Annotated in this window: 14 protein-coding genes and 1 pseudogene; 9 read left to right on the forward strand and 6 right to left on the reverse strand. The window is 46.8% G+C overall.

Annotated elements, in window-relative coordinates; all coding sequences use genetic code 11:
• Positions 1-112: 112 nt before the first annotated feature.
• Positions 113-1,459, reverse strand: coding sequence for an ABC transporter substrate-binding protein (locus tag ACR8BL_RS10695; protein WP_434752591.1), 1,347 nt, complete (start codon positions 1,457-1,459; stop codon positions 113-115).
• Between the two features lie 135 nt (positions 1,460-1,594).
• Positions 1,595-2,524 (reverse strand): glycoside hydrolase family 43 protein, encoded by a 930-nt coding sequence (locus ACR8BL_RS10700; RefSeq protein WP_434753080.1) that lies wholly within the window; start codon positions 2,522-2,524, stop codon positions 1,595-1,597.
• A 496-nt stretch (positions 2,525-3,020) separates the two neighbouring features.
• Here ACR8BL_RS10700 and ACR8BL_RS10705 point away from each other — a divergent pair, with 496 nt between their 5' ends.
• From ACR8BL_RS10705 to ACR8BL_RS10720, 4 genes and pseudogenes are all read left to right on the forward strand, one after another.
• Complete coding sequence (locus ACR8BL_RS10705; RefSeq protein WP_434752592.1) at positions 3,021-3,938, forward strand: ArsR/SmtB family transcription factor; 918 nt, start codon at positions 3,021-3,023, stop codon at positions 3,936-3,938.
• Between the two features lie 14 nt (positions 3,939-3,952).
• On the forward strand, positions 3,953-4,870 hold the full coding sequence (locus tag ACR8BL_RS10710; protein WP_434752593.1) for a helix-turn-helix transcriptional regulator: 918 nt from the start codon (positions 3,953-3,955) through the stop codon (positions 4,868-4,870).
• Between the two features lie 239 nt (positions 4,871-5,109).
• A pseudogene (locus ACR8BL_RS10715) lies at positions 5,110-5,622 on the forward strand (DinB family protein).
• Positions 5,623-5,670: 48 nt separating this feature from the next.
• The gene (locus tag ACR8BL_RS10720) at positions 5,671-6,249 is read left to right on the forward strand and encodes a YdeI/OmpD-associated family protein (protein WP_434753081.1); all 579 of its coding nucleotides are present in this window, start codon (positions 5,671-5,673) and stop codon (positions 6,247-6,249) included.
• A 664-nt stretch (positions 6,250-6,913) separates the two neighbouring features.
• Here the strand turns inward: ACR8BL_RS10720 and ACR8BL_RS10725 are convergent.
• A complete protein-coding gene (locus ACR8BL_RS10725; RefSeq protein WP_434752594.1) occupies positions 6,914-7,828 on the reverse strand; it encodes an S-layer homology domain-containing protein in 915 nt (304 codons plus the stop codon).
• Positions 7,829-8,435: 607 nt separating this feature from the next.
• Here ACR8BL_RS10725 and ACR8BL_RS10730 point away from each other — a divergent pair.
• The 3 genes from ACR8BL_RS10730 (at position 8,436) to ACR8BL_RS10740 (ending at position 12,683) form a co-directional block, all read left to right on the forward strand.
• Positions 8,436-10,178, forward strand: coding sequence for an ABC transporter ATP-binding protein (locus tag ACR8BL_RS10730; protein ID WP_434752595.1), 1,743 nt, complete (start codon positions 8,436-8,438; stop codon positions 10,176-10,178).
• Entirely contained in the window at positions 10,171-12,066 is a 1,896-nt protein-coding gene (locus ACR8BL_RS10735; RefSeq protein ID WP_434752596.1) for an ABC transporter ATP-binding protein, read from the forward strand. The genes ACR8BL_RS10730 and ACR8BL_RS10735 overlap by 8 nt, the downstream gene beginning before the upstream one ends.
• A 113-nt stretch (positions 12,067-12,179) precedes the next feature.
• Positions 12,180-12,683, forward strand: a complete 504-nt coding sequence (locus ACR8BL_RS10740) for a hypothetical protein (RefSeq protein WP_434752597.1) — start codon at positions 12,180-12,182, stop codon at positions 12,681-12,683.
• A gap of 148 nt (positions 12,684-12,831) precedes the next feature.
• Here ACR8BL_RS10740 and ACR8BL_RS10745 read toward each other — a convergent pair whose 3' ends face one another.
• Positions 12,832-13,266, reverse strand: coding sequence for an Lrp/AsnC family transcriptional regulator (locus tag ACR8BL_RS10745; RefSeq protein WP_434752598.1), 435 nt, complete (start codon positions 13,264-13,266; stop codon positions 12,832-12,834).
• A gap of 131 nt (positions 13,267-13,397) precedes the next feature.
• On the opposite strand from ACR8BL_RS10745, the gene ACR8BL_RS10750 reads away from it, so the two are divergent.
• On the forward strand, positions 13,398-14,150 hold the full coding sequence (locus ACR8BL_RS10750; RefSeq protein WP_434752599.1) for an MBL fold metallo-hydrolase: 753 nt from the start codon (positions 13,398-13,400) through the stop codon (positions 14,148-14,150).
• A gap of 206 nt (positions 14,151-14,356) precedes the next feature.
• On the opposite strand, the gene ACR8BL_RS10755 is transcribed toward ACR8BL_RS10750, so the two are convergent.
• Positions 14,357-15,862 carry an alpha-N-arabinofuranosidase gene (locus ACR8BL_RS10755; protein ID WP_434756670.1) on the reverse strand — a complete coding sequence of 502 codons (1,506 nt, stop codon included), beginning with the start codon at positions 15,860-15,862 and terminating at the stop codon, positions 14,357-14,359.
• 182 nt (positions 15,863-16,044) lie between these two features.
• Between ACR8BL_RS10755 and ACR8BL_RS10760 the strand changes: the two genes are divergently transcribed.
• A complete protein-coding gene (locus ACR8BL_RS10760) occupies positions 16,045-16,965 on the forward strand; it encodes an ArsR/SmtB family transcription factor (protein ID WP_434753082.1) in 921 nt (306 codons plus the stop codon).
• 105 nt (positions 16,966-17,070) lie between these two features.
• Here the strand turns inward: ACR8BL_RS10760 and ACR8BL_RS10765 are convergent, their stop codons facing one another.
• The gene (locus ACR8BL_RS10765; RefSeq protein ID WP_434758352.1) at positions 17,071-17,898 is read right to left on the reverse strand and encodes a C40 family peptidase; all 828 of its coding nucleotides are present in this window, start codon (positions 17,896-17,898) and stop codon (positions 17,071-17,073) included.
• Between the last annotated feature and the right edge of the window lie 87 nt (positions 17,899-17,985).

Consider the following 17,985-nt stretch of genomic DNA (forward strand, 5'->3'; position numbering starts at 1 on the left):
TTTACATCGTTCACTCCGTTACAACATGTAAAAAAAGTTCAATTGGTATCTTCTAAAGAGCAAATGATGCCAGCAGCATCGGTTCAGGCTGCTGGCATCCTATCTTTCCTATCTATTTATTCTGCGATTTCTTCTCCTGTTCAACCGCTTTGTCCAGCAACTTCTGCATCTTCGGTTGTTGCTGCTTCACATAGTCTGCGGCGGTCATTTTGCCATCGAGTACCGGTTGAATGTCGGTGAAGAACATATCGTACCACTCCGCGTTGTACGTATAGTTGCCTGGCAACGCACGTCCGTAATCCTTCACGATATCAATAAATTCCTGTTTGTTTGCCGGTTTCGTCGAAGTGTCTTTAGCCCACTCGTCTGCCATGTCCAGCAAGTTTGGAATCTGTACCTTCGCGTCTACCAGTTGTTTCATGCCTTCCTTAGAAGCCGTAAGGTAATTCACCAGTGCAGCGGCTTCTTCCGGATGTTTTGTTTTGGCTGATACACCGATCCCGAGGGAGCCGATCCATGTAGCCGATTTACCCGTTGATCCCGCCGGGAAAGGCAGTAGATCATAATCGAATGGAAGCTTTTCAAATGTACTCATATCCCACGGGCCTACAGGGAAAAACGCCATCTCACCTTTCATCCAGCGCTGATACGTATCGAGCGTTTGTGCCTCTTCAATGGAAGGTGTGATCTTGTATTTGGTCTGCATATCCGCAAAGAACTGTAGCGCTTCCGCAAATTTCGGATCATCAATCGTTACTTTGGTTTTGCTCTCGTCCAGCCAGTCAGCCCCGTTGCTCCATACAAAAGATTGCAGTGCCCACTGTACGTTAAAACCTGTGCCGAATACGTCCGGTTTACCATCCCCATTGGTATCTTTCGTGGCTTGCTGATTCACCTTGATGAACTCTTCCCACGTATACGGTTTGTCTTTGTCAGGGAGTGGAATACCTTCTTTTTCAAAAAGGGTCTTGTTATATCCCAGTGCAAACGGCCCCACATCCTTAGGCATGCCATAAAGGTCACCTTGTCCTGCCATCTTGCCGTCATAACGATACAAGTCAACGCCATACTTCCAAATATTATCCAGATTGATCTCTTTGTTTTTCTCAATATACGGTGTCAGGTTCATTAGCACTTTGCTGTTGACATAGGCCTTCATATCACCTGGAGCAAAATAAAATACGTCAGGCATGCTGTTACCCGTGATCGCTGCACGGAGCTTGGTTGCGTATTGATCCGCAGCGGTTACGATAATTTTGACTTTGACACCCGGATGCTCCTCTTCAAACTTTTTCACGACAGCCTGATAGGCTTTCTGCTCATCCGTGCCGCCGCGGAACATAAACGTCAGTTCTTTATCTCCGTTCGAACTTCCGCTTCCCCCTCCACAACCTGCAAGCACCAGTACACTGACCAACATTAGCAGCATTAGTGTGACCCAACTCTTTTTCTTGACCATATGAACCCCTCCTGATCTGGACTTGTAAACGTATTCAATACCATGAATCAACATTTCTGTTGTTAAATTTATCAAATCCAGATCCATTTAGTCAACACTTTATTAAATCATTTTATATTTATCTAAAATAAAAAATTAATATTTTGGCCAACCATTCGTGTCCCATAACAAATCACTAATGAGCAGTTTCGGATTGCCATTATCCGTTGCATCATAGGCATGGCGTACAATTAGATTGCCGTTAACCACGTCCTGCCCGCCTGGACCCTTCCATCTCACATTGCCTGTATCCAATATCGTGCCACCACCGTTCATCATGTTAACTCCGTTTTTGTCCACATAGGGGCCCGTAATGCTGGCCGAGCGGCCATAAACCATTTTGTAGGTACTATTCACACCTTTACAGCAGGAGTCAATCGAAGCAAACAAATAATAATACCCGTTGCGATATACGATACTTGGCGCTTCAATTGCTCCTCCATTGTTCGGACGTGCTGCAATCGAGGAGATGTTGCCCGTCGGTTTCATCGTATTTTTGTCCAGTTTTACAATCTTCAGACCACTCCAGAATGATCCAAAGGCCAGCCATGGATTGCCTGAAGCATCGATGACCAGTTCCGGATCAATGGCATTGTAGTTATTCGATGTCGTGGATTGTAATACAAGCCCCTCATCCTTCCACTGTCCTGCGCCAACGCTATTTGCAGACGCCAAACCAATAGCAGACCTGTTGGAGCCAAAGGTGGAGATGGAATAATAGAGCCACACTTTGCCGTTATACCGCTGAACATCCGGTGCCCATACATCCAAGTCTTTTTGTGCAGGGACAGCAGAGTTCCACCAGGATGGTTCATTCAAAAAAATCTGTGGCACACGATACCATGACGTTCCGTTATCTGATTTCAACACCTGAATACCTGGCCCCGTGGAAAAGGTGTACCATGAATTGCCCTCTTTGATGAGGGTAGGATCATGAACGGCGATATCTCCCGACAGATTCCAAAACGCTGCTAAAGCCCGCGACTGTCCTGCAAGCACCAGCACCAGAACCAACAATGCAGGCAAAGCCCAACGCCTTGCGGGTGAAATCTTCGAGCTTTTCAAACCATTCAAACGACCTGAATCTCTTAGATCCCCTGTGCCCGATGCCACCTTCACCCTTTTAGAATCCTTCCATGTCTGCCAACTGGAACTCCTCAACTTCTTCCATGAACTGAACTTTTCCATACCGGAACGCCGCCTCTCCTGATTAAGTGGTTGCTTTGGTTCATGAAGTATTAAATCAATTTAAGTATAATAGGATTATAAAAGCGGTTACATTACAATTCAATGGTATATTTCAAATATATATGAATTAATTCAATGTTTTATTTTAAGAGATCGGGATTGAAATCATAGGATTTTTTTTAGATTTTTCAATGTATACGTAGGGTAAACCTCCCTTTTCTCTGCTCTTTCTTTCCAGCATGTAATGATTTATAATTATCTGAAATAAAACAGTCAAATGTGCAAAAGTCTGCCTACATAGGCTTTGTTCAGAACGGGGAAAGGACATCCACCTATGATTTATATTAAAGATCTGATGTCAGGTGTGAATATTTTCAAAGCACTCAGTTCCGAAATTCGTATTCAGATTATAGAGCTGCTAGCCAAAAACCAAAGCCTGAATCTCAATGACCTTGCGACCAAGCTCGGACTTAGTAACGGTGCAATTACAATGCATATCAAAAAGCTGGAAGAAAGCGGATTAATCGAGATTAATACGGCTGTTGGCAAACACGGTATCCAGAAGATCTGTTATCTTAACGAGGAAAAATTAATGGTCGACCTCCGTTCACAGGAGATTCACAACCGGTATGAGGTAGAAATTCAGGTTGGGCATTACAGCGACTATCAGGCCGCACCAACATGCGGGATTGCAACCAAAGACAGCATTATCGGGGAGTTCGATGACCCACGCTACTTTGCCGATCCGCTGCGTATTGATGCAGAGATGATCTGGCTGGCTGAAGGATATCTGGAATACCGCATTCCCAACTACCTCAAGCCCAACCAAACGTTTAGCGAGATTCAACTGTCCATGGAGCTGGGTTCAGAAGCCCCTGGATTCTGTGATAACTATCCATCGGATATTTACTTTTACATCAATGGCAAAAAGATCGGCCTCTGGACGAGTCCGGGCGATTTCGGCGATACCCGCGGCACGTTTAATCCGGACTGGTGGCCTCCACATCTGAATCAATACGGCATGCTGAAGCTGATTCGTATTACGAAGGAAGGCAGCTATATCGACGGATGCCGCATCTCTGACGTCACGCTGGATGATATCGCGTTGGATTACAAAAGCGATATTCATTTCCGCATCGCGGTCACCGATGGCCCTGTTAACAAACGTGGCTTGACCATTTTTGGCAAAAGTTTTGGAAATTACGGTCAAGGCCTGCTCGCACGGGTGCTTTACAACGTGCAGGAGGATTAACAGGTGAGACTATTGTGAAACTGGAACGGTTAGTCTCCATCATCTACAAGTTGCTTAATCATGAAGTGTTGTCTGCGTCTACGCTTGCGGAGGAATATCAGGTATCACCCAGAACGATCTATCGGGATATCGATGTAATCTGTGCTGCGGGGTTTCCGGTCGTTTCCCATCAGGGAATGAATGGCGGATATGGCATCATGGACGGTTATAAAATGGATAAGAGCCTGCTCGGTTCATATGATGTGAACTCCCTAATTACAGTACTTACCAGTCTGTCTACTGTTTTTGATGATGCTCGTGCACAGGGCACAATCGAACGTCTGCAGACGATTGGTGAAGAGCATCAGAATCCCAGCTTAACCGTAGACCTCAATACTCGCCGGGCAGAACCTGATGCACTTCCCCATCTCCGAACAGGAATAATGAATTACCAGGTGGTTCAGTTTGATTATATTAATGCAAAAAACGAGTGCACTACGCGTGAGATGGAGCCCGTTCGACTACAGTTTAAATATCGTAGCTGGTATGTGTATGGGTATTGCCGAAACCGACAGGATTATCGGGAATTTCGGCTGTCCCGAATGATGAATGTACATTTGACAAACATTCATTTTGATCCCCACTCTGTTCAGTACCCGGAAATAACACTGCCGAGCAGCATATCACATGATGACATGACAGATGTTATTTTCCTGGTTAAACCCGAGACACTCGCGGAGGCTATCGATTATTTTCCGCAGGGACACAAACAGTTTCATGAGGACGGAAGCATGACCATGAGGATCCAGGTTAACAACCCCCTCAAGGCGAGATGGTTGTATGCATACTTGCTCAGCTTTGGCAGCGGTGCGGAAATACTGGAACCCATGGAACTGCGTGATGCCATTAAGCAGCAGCTAGGTGACGCGCTTCGTCTTTATGATGAGAATTGAGACCGCATTCGAAGAATCGAGTTTGAAGGTGAAGGTGAAGGTGAGTTCAAAGGATCGGAGTTTTACTGTGTTTGAGGAAAGCAGTTTGCAAGTGATCGTAGATGAAATTTTTCAGCACGTATGCAAATAGGGAAGTATGACACGCTGTTGTCATACTTCTTTTTTTATACTCATTTTAGTAACAAGGGAGGTACTACAACCACCCCAATCATTCGCCAAAATAAAGGAGACGATTTTCCATGAATCATCCGGAACAAATGTATCAATATCATGTTTGGGCTTCTCATACGATGATGCAGCACATTCAAGAACTGCCCGCTCCTGTACTGCATCAGGAAGTGAACAGTTCCTTTCCTACCCTCGCCCATGCGCTGAGTCATATGTATGCTGTGGATCAGATGTGGTATCTGGTACTAACCGGAACTAGTATGCCGGAAGCTTTGCAAATCTGTATGCCGCGCAACGGAGAAACCTACGCCACGATGGAAGAATACTAGGAACGTTACACTGAATTATCCAATGAGTACCTTGATTGGTTCCGTCATCGGGGTGATTTGGAGCAGACCATTCTGCTAGACAATCCCTTTGCAGGCGTGCGTCAAACCAGCCTCGCAGAGATCGTCTTTCATCTGGTGAATCACGGAACCTATCACCGGGGCAATATATCCACCATGCTTCGTCAATTGGGACACGCGTCGATTATGAACGACTACTCCCGCTTTTGGTATGAAGGTTCCAATGCGACACTGTAATCATTTCAACGCTTGAAGACTAATTATGCAGCATGAAAGGCCATGATGATGGAACCTCTCCCACTTGAAAATATACTCACCTGTACTGCCAGAGAAGAGTTAAGGAAATGGTTACAAGAACATGGAACTACACAGTCCTGCTGTTGGGTTCCTGTGAGTTTAAAGCCGCGCTCGGATACCCTTTTATATCTGGATGCTGTGGAAGAAGCGTTATGCTTCGGCTGGATTGATGGAGTCAAAAAGAAAACTTCCGATGGGCGGCTGTTACAGCGATTATCTCCCCGCAGTCGCAGGAGCTCATGGACGGAGCTCAATAAGGCGCGTGTGCGCCGCCTGGAAAGGCTAGGTCTTATGCAGGATACAGGCAGAAAGGTTCTTCCAGATATGTCCCCGGAGGCTTTTGTTATTGATCCCGAGATTGAACACAGGTTAACTGCAGACAAACAAGTGTATGATCATTTCGTGGCTTTTCCTCTTCTCTATCAACGAGTGCGCATCGACACGATTCAGAGCGTTAAGAAACAACCCGCTCTATTTCAAAGCCGACTCGACAAGTTCATCATGCATACGAGAGCAAATCAGCTATATGGTCAGTGGCATGATGACGGGAGATTACTGCATGATTAAAACATGTGTATGGCCTGTTAGACTGTTGGTTGGCTAACGATCACAGGAGACGCTATTTAGCCATTTTTTCCCCATCTGAAATTCTAACGATCACCAGAAAGCTTTTTCTCTGATTTTTAGCTATTTTCCAGGCGGAATTAGCCTAATTTGCTGAAATAACGTCTCTGAGGATCGTTAGATTTTAAAACACTCTATTTTCACCAAAATAGGCTCTGTGGTGATCGTTAGCGCTTCAGGCGCCTTCAACTCTCCACGCACAAAAAAGGAGCTGTCCCAAAAGGGTACCGACGGATAAGCCAGTCCCAAACGTTGAACGGAAAAGCCTTCAAAACCACCGCTAAAGTGGGTTTGAAGGCTTCTCTCTTGCTTGAACTCCTGTCTAAAGTGGGGGCTGAAAAATCATAACATGACTTTTGGGACAGCCCCTGATCATACGAAAACCACCTGCCCAAGCTTTCCCCATAGCCAGATGTTAGCCAGAACACTTGACTGGGTTCCGGCTAGCAAACTTCATTAGGGAATGCGATAAGTTAGATGGTTTTCTGGTTTTCTGGTTTTCTGGTTTTCTGGTTTTCTGGTTCTCTGGTTCTCTGGTTCTCTTCAAGTCGGTATAGTCTGCCATTCCCAAGCAACAGGTAATGTGAGCAGCCTTATACACACTGATTTACTTACCGGAAGGCTGCGCTTCCGCCGTGTATCCTGTTGGAATTTCGGCTTCTGCCGTTACTTTTGTAATAACCATTGGATACATCATGTCCGGATCAGGCTGCACGATTGAATATTTTACAATCGCGTGATTATCCTTCTCCAGTTTTACTTCATCAATCTTTAATCCGTACCCCGGATGTGGCATCTCGGCCGTCAAGGTAACTTTGCTTGTTTTGTCATTCACTTTACTGATCGTTACCGAAGGTACGATGCCTTGCTGTCCTTCACCAGGATTCGTTGGAGCTGGCTCAGTTGAACCACCGCCGTGCTGATCCACAAATTCAAGCGCATTGAAAATCATACTAGCTGCCTCCATACGAGTAAGCGACTGATCCGGGCGGAAGTTTCCGTCCTTGTCCAGTTCGATGATGTTCATGTTCAGCAAGTTCTGGACCGCAGATATGGCGTCCTTACTTAATTTTTTTTCATCCTTAACTTCATTATACTTCATGATTACCGGATAATTACCGGTCGTGTTAATTCCCTCATGCAGCAAAATAACAAATTGTTCACGCGTCATCTTGCCTTGTGGATTCACTTCAACTGGAACGGACAGGCCATTCTGAGTGGCTGCTTGTACAGCATCCGCATACCAGGTATTCGGACTAATTTTAGCGGAAGTTTCCGCATATGCATTTTTCAATCCAAACGCTTTGACAATCAACTGAATCCCCTGCGGCTCAGACAAAGCAACATCTGGTCGGAACAGATCTGCCGTTACTCCGTTCACGATCCCCTTCGATTTCAATGAATCAACAACCGTCTTCTGGCCTTCGTCCTTAATGTCGGAAAATGCAAATACCGAAGCACCTCCTGCTGTCAGAGAAACGCAAAGTGCAAGTGTTGCAGCCAATCCTTTTTTATGTTTCATTTCCTGGCACCTCCAATATAATTAGTAAAACCTGTTTTTCATCTCTTCATCCCTACAGACGGGACACCCTCCGAAAATGTTTCAGTTGATTTGCTATTTGGTGAATAACACTTCATCACCATGCATATGAATTGCCGTGTCCCTTACGTATCCCAGACTGACGTAACGCTCGCAAAACTCCATGTAAACCGTGAACCACGGTCATTTTCCCTTTGCATATCTGTTCACATCTTGGAGTGTTCTTTTACCGTGCTTTCTTTCTAAATTTGCTCGTATTTCTCCTTATAAATATGTCGTAAATATCTCGTCACATCTCTATATCTCTCATAAAAATGGGCTCATGATTCTCTGTCGCAGCATTTGCAGGCTCGATGTCTTTCGGTTCTGACAGATGTGATATCATCCTGCAACAACGTTTACTTCCCTCTCGTCCATGACGAGCAAGCTTCATTGACATCTGCTCCCATTAGCGCGAAAATATAATTAGATCAATTCATCGGTTGACGGATAAATAACAAACAAGTTCGCATAAAGTAAGAGGGCATGACACGCTAAGATGAGGTGTCTGCCCTTTTCTTGACTTCGTAACAAAGGAGAACTCACACCTATGTCCAAAAAAGGTTTGCTTCGCGGTTATGTGTTGTCCAACTGGCCCATTTACCTCCTGGCTGTTCTTTTGATCATTGCGTCCAATGTCGGTCAGGCCTCTCTGCCACGTATTCTGGGCAGCTTTACAGATCAATTAATGCAAAACACTCTCCACATGCAAACAGTAATCCGTTACAGTCTATCACTGCTCGCCATTGCGATTGCATACAACCTGCTGTTTGGTACCGGCCAGTTCATGATTATGAAGCTGGGCCGGCGATTTGAATTTATGACGCGCGAACGCATATTCCGCAAGTTTTCCGAGCTTAGCGAGCACTATTTTTCCAAACAGGGTAACGGCAAGCTGCTGAGTTATTTTATGAACGATGTCACTTCCGTCCGCGAAGCCATATCCAATGGGGTCACAATGATGACCAATGCCCTTTTTCTGTTACTGTCCTGCGTTGTCATGATGCTGCTTAGTGGCATACCGCTGACACTGATCTTGATCAGCATTGTGCCGTTGCTCGCCATTCCGTTTCTGGTTGTTTTCTTCGGCCCGCGGATTCGAAAGCGCTCCCGTGCTGTGCAAGAGGCGCTCGCCACGATGACAGAGTCTGCGGAAGAACAACTCGGCGGTATTCGCGTGATCAAAACATTTGCCATCGAGGAAAGCGCTCGTACCCGTTTTGGGGCAACCGTTGACGATATCAAACACAAGCAACTGCGGCTGGTACGTCTGTCTTCTCTTTTTCAGGCTACGCTTCCTTTGCTCGGTGCACTTTCTCTCGTGGTTTCCCTGCTGGTTGGTGGCATTCTCACGATGCAAAACTCCATTACACTGGGCAGTTTTGTCGCCCTGACCTTATATCTGCGGATCATCATGGGGCCACTTCAGCAGATTGGTAATGTCATTAATACGATGCAGCGCTCGGGAGCCTCTCTCGAAAGAGTGAATGATCTTCTTAGCGAAGAACCTGACGTACAGGAAATCCCTCAAGCGGAGACACTACACATCATGCAGGAGATTACGATTCAAAATTTGACGTTCCATTATCCAGGTAGCTCATCGCCCGCGCTAAAAAATATCCAGCTCCAGATTCAAGCGGGGCGCACGGTTGGGATTGTCGGTAAAACAGGTTCAGGCAAAAGCACACTGGTCAAGCTGCTGCTGCGTACATATGAACCGCCAGAAGGCAGCATTCTCATCAATGGTATAGACATACGGGAGCTATCACTGGATAGTTTAAGATCCCGGATTGCTTATGTGCCTCAGGACGGATTTCTATTCAGCACCACGATTCGGGACAACATTGCATTCAGCAACCGCGAGGCGCCTATGGACGACATAGAAGACAGCGCCAAACAAGCGATGATCTATGAAAATATTGTGCGTTTCCCTGATCGTTTCGATACCCTGCTTGGAGAACGCGGACTTACGCTGTCGGGTGGACAGCGGCAGCGTACCAGCCTGGCACGCGGACTGATCAAACAGGCCCAATTGCTGATTCTGGATGATAGCATGAGTGCTGTAGATGCCGTTACTGAAACGGGGATTCTTCGCAGCTTGCGCAAGATCGGCAAAGACAAAACTACATTGATCATCTCTCACCGCATCAGCGCAGTCCGTCATGCAGATGATATTCTTGTGCTGGATGAGGGACAGATTGTTGAACAGGGAACACACGCGGAGTTAATGGCTGCCAAAGGGCTGTATGCGGCGACCTATCGTTTGCAGGAGGAGGGCTTACATCATGTCTGATGCGGATACAAATTCCAAACACAATAACCATAATTCTAACCGTAGCGATCATTCGGACAATAGCACTAATTCCGACAACGCGGCGATAAAATCGGAGTCAGCGGTTGAGGAACATCACAGCAAACGCGCCTCGTTTAAAGCTATGATGGGATATGCCAGACCACATCGCTGGGCGTTTGTCGGTATTTTCTGTTGCTCCCTGCTCGGCATATCAGCCGATTTGTTGCAGCCCTACCTGGTGAAGATCGCCATCGATGACCATCTGGCCGTGGGTCAAACCAGCACCTTGTTTCTCGTTCAGCTTGCGGCTGTTTTTCTGGGGCTGGCTGTGATCAGTTTTATTTTTACCTATATTCAAAATAATCTGTTGCAACATGTCGGTCAGAGCATCGTCGCTCGTATTCGCAAGGATTTGTTCAGACATATCTCCAAAATGTCCATGTCCTTCTTCGACCGCTTCCATATCGGCAGTCTGGTGACCAATGTATCCAGCGACACAGAAACGATCAGCAGTTTCTTCACCCAGGTGCTGCTCAGTCTGATCCGGGATGGCATGATGCTGGTACTCATTATCTTTTTCATGTTTCAGCTTGATCCCATGCTCGCCAGTTATTCGCTCATTGTGCTTCCAGTCATCGCTGTTGTTGCAGCCCTATTTCGCCGCAGACTACGTAGCGCCTATCAGAATGCACGCACACGCCTTTCCCGTCTAATCGCGTTTACTGCGGAGAACTTGTCCGGCATGTTCCTCATTCAAGCATTTCATCAGGAGGAAGAGCAGAAGAAACGGTTCAAAGAACAGAACGCCCTTCATCTGGAGGCAAACATTACCCAGGCTCGATCCAATGTCATATTTAACCGGACGTTTGACATCCTCGGCAATGCTGCACTGGTGATGATGGTGTGGCTTGGCGGTCGCGCCGTGCTGGGCGAGTCTTTACAAGTCGGGGTGCTGTATGCGTTTATCAGCTACATTCGTCAGTTTTTTCAACCGATCAACCAGATTACGATGCAATGGAACACATTTCAGTCGACCACAGTTTCGATGGATCGGATCTGGAACATTTTGAACACACGACCTGAAGTGCATGATCCGGAACCTGACAAAGCGTCCTTGCTGGAGCCAAGGCAGGTTATGGGGCAGATTGATTTCAACGATGTTTCCTTTGGTTACCGGGCGGATCGGCCGATCATTCAGGATATGAACCTGCACCTATATCCGGGGGAGATGGTTGGCATTGTAGGTACAACCGGAGCTGGCAAAAGCACACTAATCTCCCTGCTCAATCGGTTCTATGACGTCAATCAGGGCAGCATTCAGATCGATGGAACCGACATTCGCCACATTCCGCAAGCTTCACTTCACCGCATTGTCGGCTTGATTCAACAGGAGCCTTTCCTTTTCTCTGGTACGATTATCGATAACGTCAGAATGTTTAGGGAGGATATTACGCGTGAGCAAGCCATGGAGGCATGCCGTTTTGTAGGAGCAGATGCAATGATTCAGCGTTTACCGCAAGGGTATGATACCCGTCTGTCAGAGCGTGGGAGCGGGTTATCTGCCGGGGAACGACAGCTAATCTCGTTTGCACGAATCGTTGTATTTCAGCCCCGGATTCTCATTCTGGACGAAGCCACAGCTAATCTGGACTCACACACTGAGCAGCTTGTGCAACACGCACTGGAGTCCGTATCGCAAGGTAGAACAACGATTGTCATTGCACACCGTCTGTCCACGGTTATGCACGCCGATCGAATTCTCGTCATGGAACATGGTATTATTGTCGAGGAAGGAACACATCAGGAGTTGGTTGCGGCTCAAGGGATTTATGCGGATCTGTACCAGCATGCGCGCGAATCCGGGCAGCAGTCGAGTAAGTTAGGTTGAAATGCCGTCAGAACACGTAAACATGAATATAAACTTCACACGTCATACAGGCCGCTCTGCTGGTGCAGGCGGTATTTTTACATATCGATTCGAACTTGAAGGAGGAATAATCTATGTTACCTGCAACATCTGAACATCAGCAAGGGGAGATTCGCTATCGCCGCATGACAGCCATCTGGAAAGGAAGTCTATGCTTCCTGTTCCTCGTCTTATGTGTATTGCTCCTATGGGTCATCGTTGCGGGACAGACCGAGAGTGTGGAAAAAATCTATTATCCTATGGCCGCCGTACTCGGCATGTGGATGGTAGGGCCGTTTTTCTTTATGTTTTGGACCCGATCCATTCAGCGCGTGTCGATACTTGTCTCATGGGACAATCATTCCCTTCACGCAGGAAAGCGCGATATTCCTTGGAATCAGATTCGTAAGATTGAGCTTGCCAACCCTGCTCGAAGCAAATGGCAACTGTCTGCCTCTCCCATGTACGCTTTGTTTCTGAAAGACGGCACACGAGTTCATATCCATACCGATCATCTGTTTGGCAAAAAAGAGCTACAGTCCTCTTTGTCCATTCTCCAAAAGTCGCTACAGGAACATCAAGAGTTTGACCCGGACTGAGCTGGTCTCATGATTTCGGGTCATGATGCTGAATAAGGTCTGAATGATCTGGCTTGCAGAAAAAGTTACTAAGCTAGCCTGAGGTTAATGCCTTTTCGCGTTTCTTCCAGCCTCCTGTATATCTTAAGCTTGAGAGAAACCTATCCTCTTAGTACCGCGACTTCTCCACTCCAATAGAGAGGTTTACTCTATAATTACCTAGAGGCAGTAAAGCCTCCAGCAGTTCACCAAGCTGCTCTGTGGTTCCTGTCTGCACCTGCATCAGGTAACAGCCCTCTCCGCTTACCCGGTGGACTTCAACGATGTCCTCACGGGCTGCCACAAATGTACGAAAGGCGGCATGTCTGTCGCCAGAGTTCAGATATACTGTGACAAATGCCTGCAGGCCAAGGCCGAGACGGTCGGGGTTCCATTTTACCGTATACCCTTCAATGACTCCCAGATCCTGCAGCTTGCGAATTCTCGCCCCAACCGCTTGTCCTGTAAGATGCACTTCCTCTCCGATCTCCTTGTTCGAACGCTTGGCATCCCGAATCAGAATCTGCAAAATACGTATATCTGTGGCATCTATCGTTTCGTTCATGCGTGTTCAGCATTCCTTTCACCTTGAAAATAGTCGAGCCGAATTTCATTCAGCGTGTTATGTACGACGTGAATCGGGTTGTATAACATATAGGATAATACTAGGAGAGAACATAGAGGAGTGCAAATAAAATGAAAATCCAATTGATTCGTCATGCCACACTGTGGCTGGAATACGGCGGTTTGAACATTCTGGTTGATCCGATGCTGATGGATGCCGAGAGCATGCCTGCTTTTCAGAATACACCGAATGAATTACGTAACCCCAGAGTAGATCTTCCCGAAACCGAAACGGATTATCTGCATCCTGATCTGTTGATTGTGACGCATACGCATGCCGACCATTGGGATGAAGCTGCCGCGAGCCAGCTAAACAAGGATATCCCATTGTTGTGTCAGCCAGGGGACGAACCTATTTTCATCAAAGCCGGATTCACGGACGTGACGCCTGTTGATGCAAAGCATGAGCATCATTCCGTACGATTTGCTCGCACTTCGGGTCAGCACGGTACAGGTGAGATTGGAAAACGTATGGGGAATGTGTCCGGCTTTGTGCTTGAAGCGGATGGAGAACCTGTCACCTACATTGCCGGAGATACGATCTGGTGTGAGGAGCCTGCTGCGGCCATTGAACAATACAAACCAGAGGTCATTGTTGTAAATGCTGGAGGCGCTCGCTTCTTGCAAGGTGATCCCATCACCATGGACGGGCCGGACGTGGCTGCTGTGAGACGTGCTGCGCCTTCTGCTCACCTCATCGCTGTGCACATGGAAGCCATCAATCACTGCATGACAACACGCGCTGACCTTGCCGCCTATCTGGCAAAAGAGCAGTTGGAAGGTAACGTGCTCATTCCACAGGATGGCGAAAGCTTTGAGTTTTGAAGGGCGGGTGTGAGCGGAGGTAGTTCTAGTCCTGGGCAACAGTTGTTACTTTAATGCGTCGAGGCAAAAAAACGGAATGCGAATATTCGCATCCCGTTTTTCATTATACTTTGGCCTTACCACACATCAGCCTTATCACACTTCTACCTTATCAGTCACACACTCAGCACATTGAAGTGTCCTCAGCTCAATCCCTTGCTAACCTTTTACTGCACTTTCAAACGAATCACGTTCCATGAAGCCTTCGCCAGACTTGCGCTGATGAGTGTATCGGATACGGACGCTCCACCGCGATTGTGTGGAACAACATTATTAGGCTGTGTAGCGGTGTTGACCGCTTTAAGATCATCCGCTTCCAGAACGATATGCTCGATCAGGCTGCATTTGCCAAAGCTGCGCAAATCCACTTCAAGCGGCAATGACTCTTGCAAGTGACGGTTAACCGCGAATACGGTCACTTCACCCTGTTCCTCATCATGCACCGCTATGGCTTCCAAATAAGGAACATCCGTAATTTGTTTCGTGTCATATTTCGGTGACTGAATCAAAGGTACAAGTGCCATACCACGGCCAAATACAGACGCATGCATAAACGGATAGAAGATCGTTTGTCTCCATGATGCTCCGCCCGTCTCGGTCATAATCGGAGCAATGACGTTGACGAGTTGAGCCAGACATGCCATTTTGACCCGATCCGCATGTTTGAGCATACTGATCAGCATACATCCTACCAGCAGTGCATCTTCGTGATTATAGATGTCCTCCAGCTGTGGTGGAGCAATCTGCCAAGGGTCCATCTTGGAATCATTTTCATGGGAGTGATACCACACGTTCCACTCATCAAAGGACAGATACATCGTCTTTTTGCTGCGTTTCTTCGCTTTGATATAATCACAAGTTGCTTTCACCGTGTCAATAAAACGATCCATCTCCAGTGAGCGTGCCAGGAACGTCGGCGTATCATTCTCCGGATTACCGTAATACTGGTGTAGGGACAGATACTCTACATGATCGTACGTATGATCCAGAACCGTTGCTTCCCAGTCCGGGAACGACGGCATGCCCAGATGGGAGCTTCCGCAAGCGACCAGTTCAATCGTTGGATCAGTCCACTTCATCACTTTAGCTGCCTCTACGGCTGTACGTCCGTATTCTTCTGCGGTCTTGTGACCGATCTGCCAAGGCCCATCCATTTCGTTGCCCAGACACCATGTTTTGATGCCGTGCGGCTGCTTGTATCCATGTTTGATCCGAAGATCACTGTAATACGAACCTTCCGGATGGTTGCTGTACTCCACGATATTACGAGCAGCATCCGCCCCGCGTGTTCCCAGGTTAACCGCCATCATTACTTCGGAGTTCGCTTGCTTAGCCCAATCCACGAATTCGTTAAAACCAAATTCATTCGTTTCAACTGTTCTCCATGCCAGTTCCAGTCTGCGCTTTCGCTCGGAGACAGGCCCAACACTGTCCTCCCAATTGTAACCGGATACAAAGTTACCACCAGGATAACGCACAATCGGTACTTGCAGCTCCTTCACCATCTCCATTACATCTGTACGGAACCCCTGCTCATCGGCTGAAGCATGCCCTGGCTCATAAATTCCGCCATATACAGCCCGTCCCAGATGCTCAATAAATGATCCATACAAACGCTTATCCACTTCACCAATCGTAAAATCTTTATCTACCGTCATTTTCGCCTTTTCCATGAATGATCTCATCTCCCTAAGATTAATATAAAAATTAATTGATATTCTATGGATCAACGTTCATATTTATATTAAAATCGATAACAACACATATTTCAACCCGAAATTCGAAAAATGTTATTCATTTGGCTGAATTTATGTTTAACTTAATTCTATACATGAAAATTGGAGGAACACCTGTGATTAGAGCAAATACCGATGCCGAATGGCTACCTTTATATGAAGCACTTGCAAGCGAGGTTCGTCTGCAGATTATCCGCCTTGTCGCTGAAACACCGATGAATGTGAAAGACCTTGCAGCTTCGCTCGGCCTGAGCAGCGCAATCGTCACCATGCATGTCCGCAAGCTTCAAGATGTAGGCATTATTCAATCCAAAATGGTTCGCAAGGACGGCGGTACCCATAAAATGAACAGCTTGGCTGTAGACTGGATTGGCATCTCCATGCCTCAAGACACAGGAATATCCCGCAAGTTTCACGAGGTTTCCATCCCTGTTGGTCACTACACGCATTTTGACGTATATCCTACATGCGGTTTAGCCACATCGGACCATGTCATTGGGCAGTATGACGATCCCCGTTATTTCCTGGATCCAGATCGGATGCATGCTCATATTTTGTGGATGGGACGTGGATTTGTCGAGTATAAAATCCCAAACTATATGTTAACCGGACAACAGATTGACGCCATTGAATTGTCACTTGAGATCGGATCAGAAGCCCCTTCCGTTAATCCAAATTGGCCTTCTGATATTACGTTCACTCTGAACGGCATTCGTTTGGGCGAATGGACTAGCCCAGGAGATTCCGGTAATGGACGCGGCATATTCACGCCTGACTGGTGGAGTGATATCGTTAATCAGTATGGCATGCTCAAAGTGTTACGTATAACCCATGAAGGTACGTTTATCGATGGGCAGCATCTGTCGAGCATCACCCTTGCTGATATTCCAGTAGAACGTAATCAGTGGACGTTGCGCCTTTCTGTAGAGGAAGATGCCAGGCATGTGGGCGGGATGACGCTGTATGGTGAGGGGTTCGGCAACTACAACCAAGACATTTTGTTCCGATTGTTCTATCACGATGGAATAGCCGCAGTATAAAAAACATAAAAACACCTTTCATTCGCTCTTACTCATCGCCAATGAAAGGTGTTTTTATAAGTCCACTATATTCAGCTAAATTCCGTTTGGCTGTTACATTTGTGCTTACAATGCACTGCCGCCAAACAGGAAGCGATTTTCCCAATGTTTTCCGGCAATATCACTGATCGTCACACCGCCGCCAGCGTTGGAGTATGTATGCAATATTTTACCATCACCCATATAAATACCGGTATGTGTAATCGTCGCACGTGATTTATTTATGCCATTGTAGGCTGATGCAGACGTACCTTTGTACGACATAAAGTACATCAGATCACCACGTTTCAAGTTTTTCCAATTCGTTGTGACTGTGCCTTTTCCCTTCACATAATCTCCTTGTTGACGTGAGTCAGCCGGGAGTGTAACGCCCAGTCCATTGAGAAAAGCTCGCCGTACAAAGCTGGAACAATCAAAGGTTGCTGTACTGTCACGATCCGATCCAAATTTATAAGGAGTCCCCATGAACTTCATGCCAGCAGCGATAACCTTCTCTACTGCTGCACTTCCCTTTTCTGTAGAACCTTGATTGGAACCATTGCTGTTAGAACCGTTAGTCGTGCCCGTGTTGCCTGTTGCCGGTCTATCATTTAGTGCTTGTGTATATTTGGATGAAGACGATATGTAGCCTGTCCGATTAGCGGAATCTTTAATCTGATACCAATACGAGCCGGATTGCTGAAGCACGGTTAACGTTTCACCTTTGGAAAGCATACGAATAACTTTGCCAGATGATGTTGGTGAGGTTCGAAGGTTTACCCCCTTGATGACTTCTACTTGGGATTGATCTGATGCTGCTGCGGATACCTGTCCTGTGAGCGCTGCCGTTGTTAGGCTTCCCATCAGCATAGCTGCTGTTACACTTGCCGTAACAATGGTATTCTTCCAGTTCATGATGTCGTGTCCCTCCGGATATTACAGAATTTTAACCAAGAACACATCTTCCTGGCTCGCCTTATTGTAAACGGGCATTCCATAACG

Source organism: Paenibacillus amylolyticus, assembly GCF_051136285.1.
Lineage (GTDB): Bacteria > Bacillota > Bacilli > Paenibacillales > Paenibacillaceae > Paenibacillus > Paenibacillus amylolyticus_F.